Here is a 10,422-nt window from a genome sequence, read left to right as displayed (position 1 = left end):
ATTAAGATTAACGTTGACGTTTTTGTTCGTTCAGTTTTCAAAGAACAACCTCTGCCGCTCAGGAGCGACTTTATTAATTTAACACAGCGCAGATAACTTGTCAACAACTTTTCTTAAGTTTGTTTTGCGTCATCAGCGACGCTTATTAATATACCAAGATAATATTAAGAAGTCAACAATATATCCAAAAAAAATTAAAGTTCCTTCAGCTGCGGCGCAGGCATATATTTAATGCACTCATTCTCAGGGGCGATCCGCTTAAACAGGGAAAACAAAATCTTATACCTTTCCCCCATTGCTCTTTTCACTATATGGTCAATCCGTTCATCTTTCAGATCAAAGAGAATCTCATCCATCTCTCTTTTAATCAAGTATTCCATCTCTTTCAATTCCCTTTCATTGATCAGCATTCCTAGCATTGTATCGCTCCTTGTCTTTTAAGGTTTTTGTAGTATTTTCCATTACCCTGTTTTTTATGAAACGAACAGAAAATAAATCAAAATTTTGGCGGAAAAATCATTTAAGTCATATTTGCTTTTTGTGTTCATAAAAATAAGACAAGGATTCTTTGTGGACGAGGTGATTGGATGAACTTTTTTTATGTGGTAAACGGAAAGGCCATTAAACAGGGGCTGCTTATCATTATTGCCTCCTTCTTTACTGCCTGGTTTTTGTATATGGAGAATATTATTCACATGCCAGTTTTCTCGGCAAATGATGGACCAAAGGCGATTTACAAAGGAGAGAAGGATGCTGCCCTGACATTTAACATAGGCTGGGGTGATGAAAAAGCCGAACCCATACTCGATGTTCTGAAGAAGCAAAACGTCAAGGCTGCAACTTTCTTCTTATCCGGTTCTTGGGCGGAGAGGCATCCGGAGCTGGTTGCACGCATTGTTAAAGAAGGGTATGAGATTGGAATGCTTGGCTATGATTATAAGGATTATACAGATCTGGAAGAAAGCAAAATCCGCCAGGACCTTGCCAAAGGGCAGGAAGCTTTCAAGAAGCTGAATGTAAAGGATATTAAGCTGGTAAGGGCGCCAACAGGCCATTTTGATCAAAAGACACTGAATGTGGCAGAAAAGATGGGCTATACGGTTGTACACTGGAGCATCGACTCAAAAGATTGGACTAATCCGGGCGTTGAGAGGATTGCAGAAAATGCTGCCAAGGCTGGGAAAGGAGATATCATTCTCCTGCATGCCTCCGATTCGGCCAAACAAACGGCCAAAGCTCTCCCTGCCATTATAGGCAATTATAAAGACAAAGGCCTAAAACTGGTTTCAGTATCTGAAATGATGGCAAACGCAAGCACGAAATCAAATGAGATAAAATAATACAGCAAAAAAGACGGGCCTGTAGTCAGCGGCCCGCCTTTTTGTATGTCCGGATCATTTTGCAGCCTTGATGGCTTCCCTCTTTTTCATTGAGCTTTCATTCAGCTTATGCAGGATCAAAAGCTGATAGGCATTGCAGATAAGCAGAGGGAAAAGCATGAGATATACCCAGCTTTCTTCATTTACCCTCAGTGCAGGTGTCCACTCCACACTGGTTACCACCACCATGAAGAACAGTGCAGGGATGAATGCCCCTTTGTTTGTCTGCCTTGCCTTTAGGAATGCTGCCGCCAGCCCCGCTGCCAATACGATTAGCGCCAGGGCAATATAAGGTCCATAGCTTTCCCCGTTTTCAGCAAAGTTGCTGTATCTTAAGTATACAAGGTCGAATAAGGCGAATAATATAAGGACAACCTGTACGCCATTCCATAAAGACCTGAAAATACCTAATCCAAACCGGTGTACGGTTAAATATGCGAAAAAGCCCATTTGGCTCAAGATGCTGAAAATCAAGCCTACTCCTGCTAGCCAAAATAATACAGAGATGATTTCAAGAACTTCAAAATCAGCAAATAACGGCTGATATTCTTCCCACCTGACAATAAATCCTGTGATACCGGTTGCAATTGCACCCAAAAGCAGAGTGGACAAAAACAACCTTACCCAATTACGGCTGGTCATTATATATTAAGCCTCCATAGCGATAGTCATTCACCTATATGATTGTACCAACCAAAGTATGAAAAATCTAGGCATTACTCGCCAAACGAATAATATTTGCCCCAAATCACCATTCTAAGGTTAGGGACAATCCTGAAAGGAGCTTTCAATCATGTACAAAATATTCCGGCTCCTCCCACTTATCCTCCTCCTTGCCGTTTCGGGCTGCGGCCAGGCTGCCGAATCAGGCAGCGGCCAAATGGACTATGATCAGACAAAGAAAATGATTGTCGATATATTAAAGACCGATGATGGCAAGAAGGCGCTGCAGGAATTGATGGGAGACGAAAAGCTAAAACAGCAGCTTATAATGGACCAGGCAATGGTTTCCGATACGATTGAGAGGACCTTAACATCTGATAAAGGGACTGAATTCTGGAAAAAATCTTTTGAGGATCCTAAATTTGCCGAAAGCATGGCAAAAAGTATGGAAAAAGAAAATGAAAAGCTTTTAAAAGATCTGATGAAAGATCCCGAATATCGAAAAATGATGGTGGAAGTCCTGAAAGATCCTGAATTAGAGAAAGAAGTCACAACCATTTTAAAAAGCAACGAATACAGGGAGCATCTCCAGAAGGTGATGACTGAGACTTTCGAAAGCCCTATATACAAAGCCAAGATACAGGATATGATCATCAAGGCTACAGAAGAAGTGAAGAGCGGCGGCAAAGAAAGCGAAGGCGGCGGATCCGGTGAAAGCGGCGGAGGCGGCGGAGAAGGCGGGGACAGCGGAGGAGGTTCCTGATCCTCTATCTCATTGTAAAAATGCCTCAGGCGAAGATTCGCCTGAGGCACTTTTTTATACTGATTGAATGACTTTTTCCGCAATGTCTGTATAAATTTTACCAAGCCTGTGATCTTTATCATAAATGGATGGCGCAAAGTCTGCATCATTCCAGTCCGGCTGCGCCAAAGGCAGCTGCCCTAAAACATTTGTTCTTAGCTCATCAGCAAGCTTATCCCCGCCGCCGTGGCCAAAGACATATTCTTTCTCGCCAGTCAGCTTACTTTCGAAGAAGGCCATGTTTTCAATTACACCGACAATTTCATGCTCGGTTCTCAACGCCATTGCACCTGCGCGCGCAGCAACAAAAGCTGCTGTCGGATGCGGAGTGGTGACGATGATCTCTTTGCAGGAAGGAAGCATCGTATGAAGATCCAGCGCCACATCCCCTGTTCCAGGAGGAAGGTCAAGCAGCAGATAATCCAGCTCGCCCCAATCCACTTCATTGAAGAAGCTGTTCAGCATTTTGCCAAGCATCGGCCCCCTCCAGATGATTGGTGCATTATCTTCAACAAAAAAGCCCATGGATATGACTTTCACCCCAAAGCGTTCAACCGGGATGATCCGCCCTTCCCTGACAACCGGGCGCTTTGTGATGCCCATCATATCAGGAACACTGAACCCATAGATATCTGCATCGACCAGTCCGACCTTTTTCCCGAGGCGCGCCAATGATACAGCAAGGTTGACTGACACAGTGGACTTTCCGACACCGCCTTTACCGCTGGCGATCGCAATAAATTTGGTTTTGCTGTCTTCTGATAAAAGCCCTTTATCTACTTTTTCCGGAGAACGGTGCTTGGCCAATTCCTCCGCAGGCAGCTCGCTAAAGCGAAGGCCCACAGAGTCTGCACCATTCTTCTTAAGCAATTCCACAATCTGCGTCTGCAGCTGAAGCTGTTCCGCTGTCCCTGTTTTCGCAACAGCAATCTTTACACTCACGTGATTCTTCTCTGGCTTCACACTAACTTCCTGGATCGCATTCAGTTCACCCAGTGTTTTATGTATGAACGGTTCCTTCACATCACCCAAAAGCTCCCTCACTCTTTGCTCTGTCAACATCTATATGCACCTGCCCTTTAAGTCGTTTTAAACTTAGTATAGTATAACATAGCCCGAAAAGCGGAGGCGACTGTTCTGTTCCAACAAGCATAAGACGGGAAAGAAGCAAAGGCCGCCCTTTGCCTTTGATTCTTTCTTATGACTCGAGGAACAAGGAGCCGGAGCTGGACAATTCGAAATGTGGAGGCGACTGTTCTGACCCGACAAGCGTAAGACGAGAAAGGAGATGAGGCTGCCCTTTGCCTCAGATTCTTTCTTGGCTTATGACTCGAGGGGCAAGGAGTTGGAGCAGGGTGGAGGATTTTCTATAGAACGCAGCCTGCCTTGCACATTCAATACATCACAAATGCTCGCCATGCCCCTCATGCATCGTTGAGACCCATTCTATACATAAGCCTGCTCTCACCAGCCCTCTCTTGCATCGACTAGCCACCTTCTTATACCTAGCCCGGCACATGCCTGTCATGCAATCCCCCCTATCGGTACACGACCACCAACTCCCATAACTCTCCTGGCCAGCCTGTTAAAGTAACAACACCCTCCGCAGTCTCATTTTTCTCTATAAAAAAAGAGCATCCCACAGGATGCCCCTTTATTCTGGCTCCACCAGCTCTTCTTCATTCGTAAAATAGCGCAATACTCCATTATAGATAGAGGCTGCCACTTTTTCCTGGTAGTCATCTGTTTTTAGCCTGGCTTTTTCTCCCGGATTGGAGAGGAAGCCGATTTCGACCAGTGCGCCAGGCTTTTTAGCGTATTTCATGATATACACATGGCTGATCGGCTTGGCTCTTCTTTCTGTGTTCTCCAGGTTTCTGCGCAGCTCATCCTGAATGAATTTGGCTGCTTCAGCATTTTCCTTAATCTGCGGGGCATAGAAGGTCTGTGCACCGCTCCAGCGGGCAGATGGAATGGAATTCAGGTGGATGCTCAGGAAAAAGTCGGCCTCGGATTCATTAATCATCTTAAGCCGCTGCTTAAGGTCCTCCACCTTCCTCCTGCTGTATCCCTTTGTACCCTCCGGAGCCAGGTCACGGTCATCCTCCCTGGTCATAATGACAAGCGCTCCCTGCTCTTGCAGGTAGTCCCTGATCTTTAATGAGACGTTCAATGCGATATCCTTTTCTAAAGCATCTGAATCTCCGGCTCCGCCATCTGGTCCGCCATGTCCTGGATCCAGAAGGATGATTTCGCCTGTGAGCGGCAAATTCCATGACTTCCAGGAGTTATTTTCGAGAAAATCGTATCGAAAGATTAAAAATAAGATTATAAGTCCGGCCGCAAAAGCAGCCATCTGCAATTTTCGCTTCATCGTCCTAACCCATCCCTCCGCTTGTCCTCATTCATATATATGGGACAAGGGAAGGGGTTAGAACATTTTTAAAGAGATCAATGAAGTCTCAGCTTATGGCGCCGCTGGCCCTTTTGAAAGCCCTCCATCCACCAATGGCGCACATAATGCTCACAGGTGCCAGCCAGTGACTCGTTCGCAGCCGCTTCTTCACCGCTCCCCCAGTAAAGAAGGAAATTATAGAGCGTATCAACAAAATGCTTTTCCTCGCTCCTGCATCTTTCGAGGACCTGTTCAACGCCTTCTCCATAATAGCCGAACCGGCTGAAATGGGCCCCAAGGAGGTAGGCTTCGATTGCGACATCATAACAGGCCTCCTCCACTCCTGTATTCATCAGGAGCCCCGACGTAAACCTTATACTTCCAAAATGCACTTTCACACTTTCCTTCAGAGATTTTATCGAAATGTCCTTTAGGACCGTTTTTTCATATTTGATCTGCTTTTCACGCTGTTTATCTGTAAAGGTTGTAATCACACTCACAGCTTTCTTCACCCCTTAAAGATAGTCTTCATCCGCCCAATGGGTGTCATTCAAGAAAGCACTGGCAATTTTGACAGAGAATAAAGCGGATGAAGGCCACCCATTTTTCAAAAGCTATTGGTGACTCTTTGCAAAGACAGCAAAAAAGACCCCCAGACGTAAGCCTGGGAGCCTTTGATAGAGTAATGATTAACGCTTTGAGAACTGAGGAGCACGACGAGCACCTTTAAGACCGTATTTCTTACGCTCTTTCATACGTGCGTCACGAGTCAATAGTCCAGCGCGCTTTAATGTTGGACGGAATTCTGGATCAGCTTGAAGCAATGCACGAGCGATGCCGTGACGGATTGCGCCAGCTTGGCCAGTGTATCCACCGCCATTAACGTTTACCAGGATATCGTAGCTGTTTAGTGTTTCAGTAGCAACAAGCGGCTGCTTAACTACTTCACGCAAAGCTGCGAATGGGATGTAGCTTTCGATCTCACGACCATTGATGATGATTTTGCCATCGCCAGGAACTAAACGAACACGGGCAACGGAGCTTTTACGACGACCAGTACCGATATATTGAACTTGTGCCAAGATAATAACCTCCCTTTAAAAATTATCCACGAAGTTCGTAAACTTCAGGTTGTTGTGCTTGGTGCGGATGTTCGCTGCCAGCATATACGTGTAATTTTTTGAACATTTGACGGCCAAGTGAATTCTTTGGAAGCATGCCTTTGATAGCAAGCTCAAGCATTTTCACAGGGTAGTTTGTACGCATCTCAAGAGCAGTTCTTGTTTTAAGACCGCCTGGGTGCATTGTGTGACGGTAATAGATCTTGTCAGTAAGCTTCTTACCAGTCAGTTCGATTTTCTCAGCGTTGATGATGATCACATTGTCACCAGTGTCAACGTGCGGTGTGAAAGTTGGTTTATTTTTGCCGCGCAGGACTGCTGCTACTTCACTTGCAAGGCGACCTAGAGTCTTGCCTTCAGCGTCAACAACATACCATTTACGCTCGATATTGTTTGCGTTAGCCATAAACGTACGCATGGGTTTCCCTCCTAAATAATCAATCATATTCATGTTCTTTGATTTCGTATATTATCACACAGATAAGTTCCGGGGCTTATTTGTGGGGTTAAAATACATACCATATTATGATATATCCTATATAGTACAATGTCAAGGGAATGTTACGCCAGGTTTAGTTGTTTTGAAAAAAATAATTTTTTCCTTTTTCCCTTTAATAGAATACCTTCCATAGATACAACCCCTCGGCAGGAGCTGTCTTGCCAGCCAGGCTCCTGTCCCTGCCTGAAATGACTTCCGGGAAGCTCCCCGGATCTCTCGTTCCTGCTCCTGCTTCGAGGAGCGTGCCGGTCAGGATGCGGACCATATTATATAAGAAGCCGCTGCCCGTAAAATGGAGCTCCAGCATCTCCCCTGCCTCCTCGACATGAACCTTCCGGATTTCCCTTACTTTGTCCTCCACATCTGTCCTGGAGGCGCAGAAGCTTGAGAAGTCATGGGTGCCGAGAAGATGTTCCGCAGCTTCCCTCATCGCTCGGATATCAAGGGGGTGAGGATAGTGATAGCTATAGTGCCGCTCAAACGGGCTTCGAATTTTCCCTCTGTAAATAAAGTAGCGGTATTCTTTCCCGCATGCATCAAAGCGGGCATGAAAGCCTTCAGCGGCCTTCTCAGTGCTCTCCACAGCGATGTCCTTCGGCAAGAGGGAGTTCAGGGCTGTCACCCATCTGTCCTCAGGAATGGCGAGCGGCGAGTCAAAGTGGATGACCTGCCCTCTCGCATGCACCCCGGCGTCTGTCCTGCCTGAGGCAAAAATCTTCACCGGGTTTCCTTTATGGATTTTGGCCAGTGCCCTTTCCACTTCAAGCTGCACAGTCCGCTTTCCCGGCTGCACCTGGTATCCGGAGAACTGTGAGCCGTCATAGGCAATCTTGCATTTGAATCTTTGCATTTTTACACCCCATTATGTGCGGAATACAGCAAGCAGTGCCGCAACTGCCAGGAGCAGGAGCAGCATAATGGTGTCCCTTGTGCTCCAGTTCAGCTGCCGGTATTTCGTTCTGCCTTCCCCTCCGCGGTAGCCTCTTGCCTCCATAGCGGTGGCGAGCTCCTCAGCGCGTTTGAACGAGCTGACGAATAAAGGGATCAGCAGCGGAATGATCGACTTTACACGGTCCTTGATCGGTCCGCCTGAAAAATCGACTCCCCTGGCAGTCTGCGCCTTCATGATCTTATCTGTTTCCTGCATGAGGGTCGGGATGAAGCGAAGCGAAATCGACATCATCAGAGCCAGCTCATGGACAGGGAACTTCACCTTGTTCAAAGGACCCAGCAGGCTTTCCAGCCCATCGGTAATTTCAATGGGGGTCGTTGTCAGGGTTAATAGCGACGTCATCATGATCAGCAGGAAAAAGCGCATAGAGATGAACAGACCCTGCTTCAGGCCTTCTTCATAAATTTTCAGCCATCCAAGGTCGAGGATGACCTCTCCGCCCTTTGTCATGAATACATGCAGCAGCAGGGTGAAAAGCACAAGCCACAGCACCGGCCGCAGCCCCATATAAATGAACCTCGCAGGGACCCTGGATGAACGGACCATCATCAGCGTGTAGACAGTGAGAATGGCATAAGTCAGGATATTATTGGCTAAAAAAACGACACAAACAAATAAAAAGATAATGGCAAGCTTCGCACGGGGATCCATCCGGTGAAGGACGGAGTCGGCAGGCACATAGCGGCCAAAAATCATTTTCTCCATCATTTGGCCTCACCCCGCTTCACTGCGCCTGCTATCGCATCTGTCAGCTGCTCCATCGTCAGGCAGGTCATTCCGAGCTTCAATCCGAATGCCTTCTCGAACTTCTGCTGAAATTTTACAACCTCCGGTACATCCAGGCCGAGCTCAAGAAGTCCTGCCGGATCCGCAAAGATTTCTACCGGAACGCCTTTTCTGTATACCTCGCCTTTATGCATGATCACAATCTGATCGGCGTAGGCGGCAGCGTCCTCCATGCTGTGGGTCACCAGGATAGTGGAAAGGCCTCTTTCCTTATGGAGCGAATAGAACATCTCCATGATCTCTTTCCGCCCGCGCGGGTCCAGGCCAGCTGTCGGTTCATCCAAAACGATTACATCAGGGTTCATGGCAAGCACACCGGCAATGGCCACTCTCCGCATTTGGCCACCGGATAGATCAAAAGGAGACTTCTCAAGAACCGACTCGGTCAAGCCGACCTGAATGATTGCCTTTCTTGCCCTTTCCTTAGCCTCGGCCTCACTGACGCCAAAATTCATCGGGCCGAAGCAGATATCCTTTTCGACTGTTTCTTCGAAAAGCTGGTGCTCTGGGAACTGAAAGACAATCCCGACCTTTTGGCGGACCGCCTTTAGGTTTTTCTCCTTTTTCCCTGCAGTAATTTCCCTGTCCCCTATTTTGACACTGCCTTTTGTCGGCTTTAACAGGGCATTCAAATGCTGAAGGACAGTAGACTTGCCTGAACCGGTATGGCCGATTAGGGCGAGATATGTGCCTGATGGGATATCAATTGATACATCCTGGATGGCCAGCCGCTCAAATGGTGTGTTTATCTGGTATCTATGCTCTACATTTTGGAGTAAGATGTCCATAGCTTTTCCACCAACTCTTCTTCTGTTAAATAAAATTTTGGGATGGCCAGCCCTTTTTCACGCAGTGCCTTGCTCATTTTTACCGGGAATGGAATGTCCAGGCCGAGCTTTACAAGCTCCTCATCCATCTGGAAAATTTCCTCCGGTGTGCCTTCCCTGTATAATTGCCCCTGGTTCATGACGATGATCCGATCTGCCTTGGCCGCTTCTTCAAGATCATGGGTGATGGAGATAACCGTCATCCTGTGCTCGCTCTTTAACTCTCTTACCGTCTGCAGGACCTCTTCTCTTCCGCGGGGGTCCAGCATGCTTGTAGCTTCATCCAGTATGATCAGCGACGGCCGCAGGGCGATAACCCCTGCAATGGCGACTCTTTGTTTCTGGCCGCCTGAAAGATGGTGCGGCTCTTGATCTAGAAATTGGCCCATATTGACCATCTCTAATGAGGAACTCACTCTTTCTTTCATCTCTTCCTGCGGGACTCCATTGTTTTCTAAACCAAAAGCCACATCATCCTGCACCGTTGTTCCGACAAACTGGTTATCGGGATTCTGGAACACCATCCCTACAGCCCTTCTGACGTCCCAGACGGTCTCTTCTGTCAGTTCAGTCCCCTTCACCAGGATCCTGCCTTCCTGGGCATACTGCAGCCCATTTAAGAGCTTGGCCAATGTAGACTTGCCTGATCCGTTGTGGCCGACAATGGCAAGCCATTCCCCTTCCTGTATGTTAAAGGAAACGTTTCTTAAGGCATACTGGCTGCCGGCATCATATTGAAAAGAAATGTTTTCTAATTGAACAAGTGGATTTGACATAGGGATCCTCCTCTCTGCTCTTCTTGCAGCTGCATAAACAGCCTTGACTTCACTGCTTCAGCGCCTGTCATTTTAAAGTGGGATGAGGCATTACATCATTATCTCCCGGAAATAAAAATAACTCGCCTTTTGGCGAGCCTGATTTGCAGAAGACATTGAATTATTAGCTGAAGTCAGATGGCTGCCGGCACATATGCGCTTGTGTCGTTAATTGCATCAAAG

Annotated in this window: 13 protein-coding genes; 2 read left to right on the top strand and 11 right to left on the bottom strand. The window is 47.0% G+C overall.

Annotation, left to right across the window (positions count from 1 at the left end):
- Positions 1 to 194: 194 nt before the first annotated feature.
- A complete protein-coding gene (locus ABU165_RS22875) occupies positions 195 to 419 on the bottom strand; it encodes a hypothetical protein (protein ID WP_009791285.1) in 225 nt (74 codons plus the stop codon).
- A 168-nt stretch (positions 420 to 587) separates the two neighbouring features.
- On the opposite strand from ABU165_RS22875, the gene pdaB reads away from it, so the two are divergent.
- Positions 588 to 1,340, top strand: coding sequence for a polysaccharide deacetylase family sporulation protein PdaB (gene pdaB, locus ABU165_RS22870; protein WP_094769459.1), 753 nt, complete (start codon positions 588 to 590; stop codon positions 1,338 to 1,340).
- A gap of 54 nt (positions 1,341 to 1,394) precedes the next feature.
- Here pdaB and ABU165_RS22865 read toward each other — a convergent pair whose 3' ends face one another.
- On the bottom strand, positions 1,395 to 2,021 hold the full coding sequence (locus tag ABU165_RS22865; RefSeq protein WP_022543223.1) for a KinB-signaling pathway activation protein: 627 nt from the start codon (positions 2,019 to 2,021) through the stop codon (positions 1,395 to 1,397).
- A gap of 151 nt (positions 2,022 to 2,172) precedes the next feature.
- Between ABU165_RS22865 and gerD the strand changes: the two genes are divergently transcribed.
- On the top strand, positions 2,173 to 2,805 hold the full coding sequence (gene gerD / locus ABU165_RS22860; RefSeq protein ID WP_318061026.1) for a spore germination lipoprotein GerD: 633 nt from the start codon (positions 2,173 to 2,175) through the stop codon (positions 2,803 to 2,805).
- A gap of 54 nt (positions 2,806 to 2,859) precedes the next feature.
- Here gerD and ABU165_RS22855 read toward each other — a convergent pair whose 3' ends face one another.
- The 9 genes from ABU165_RS22855 to ABU165_RS22815 form a co-directional block, all read right to left on the bottom strand.
- Positions 2,860 to 3,906: a P-loop NTPase gene (locus tag ABU165_RS22855; RefSeq protein ID WP_318061025.1), complete on the bottom strand. Its 1,047-nt coding sequence runs from the start codon at positions 3,904 to 3,906 to the stop codon at positions 2,860 to 2,862.
- 592 nt (positions 3,907 to 4,498) lie between these two features.
- Complete coding sequence (gene cwlD, locus ABU165_RS22850; protein ID WP_101552830.1) at positions 4,499 to 5,218, bottom strand: N-acetylmuramoyl-L-alanine amidase CwlD; 720 nt, start codon at positions 5,216 to 5,218, stop codon at positions 4,499 to 4,501.
- A 77-nt stretch (positions 5,219 to 5,295) separates the two neighbouring features.
- Positions 5,296 to 5,739: a YbaK family protein gene (locus tag ABU165_RS22845; protein ID WP_094769457.1), complete on the bottom strand. Its 444-nt coding sequence runs from the start codon at positions 5,737 to 5,739 to the stop codon at positions 5,296 to 5,298.
- Between the two features lie 189 nt (positions 5,740 to 5,928).
- Positions 5,929 to 6,321, bottom strand: coding sequence for a 30S ribosomal protein S9 (gene rpsI, locus ABU165_RS22840; RefSeq protein ID WP_009791292.1), 393 nt, complete (start codon positions 6,319 to 6,321; stop codon positions 5,929 to 5,931).
- Positions 6,322 to 6,343: 22 nt separating this feature from the next.
- Positions 6,344 to 6,778: a 50S ribosomal protein L13 gene (rplM, locus tag ABU165_RS22835; RefSeq protein ID WP_009791293.1), complete on the bottom strand. Its 435-nt coding sequence runs from the start codon at positions 6,776 to 6,778 to the stop codon at positions 6,344 to 6,346.
- A gap of 193 nt (positions 6,779 to 6,971) precedes the next feature.
- Entirely contained in the window at positions 6,972 to 7,709 is a 738-nt protein-coding gene (gene truA / locus ABU165_RS22830; RefSeq protein WP_009791294.1) for a tRNA pseudouridine(38-40) synthase TruA, read from the bottom strand.
- Positions 7,710 to 7,721: 12 nt separating this feature from the next.
- On the bottom strand, positions 7,722 to 8,519 hold the full coding sequence (locus ABU165_RS22825; protein WP_318061024.1) for an energy-coupling factor transporter transmembrane component T family protein: 798 nt from the start codon (positions 8,517 to 8,519) through the stop codon (positions 7,722 to 7,724).
- Positions 8,516 to 9,385 carry an energy-coupling factor ABC transporter ATP-binding protein gene (locus ABU165_RS22820; RefSeq protein WP_009791296.1) on the bottom strand — a complete coding sequence of 290 codons (870 nt, stop codon included), beginning with the start codon at positions 9,383 to 9,385 and terminating at the stop codon, positions 8,516 to 8,518. Before ABU165_RS22820 ends, ABU165_RS22825 begins: the two co-directional genes overlap by 4 nt.
- A complete protein-coding gene (locus tag ABU165_RS22815; protein ID WP_009791297.1) occupies positions 9,361 to 10,200 on the bottom strand; it encodes an energy-coupling factor ABC transporter ATP-binding protein in 840 nt (279 codons plus the stop codon). Before ABU165_RS22815 ends, ABU165_RS22820 begins: the two co-directional genes overlap by 25 nt.
- Positions 10,201 to 10,422: the final 222 nt, after the last annotated feature.

It is taken from the genome of Cytobacillus sp. T106, assembly GCF_040492155.1.
Lineage (GTDB): Bacteria > Bacillota > Bacilli > Bacillales > Cytobacillaceae > Bacillus_AB > Bacillus_AB infantis.
Note: the sequence above shows the minus strand (reverse complement) of the source record. Positions and strands in the feature narration are given on the sequence as shown.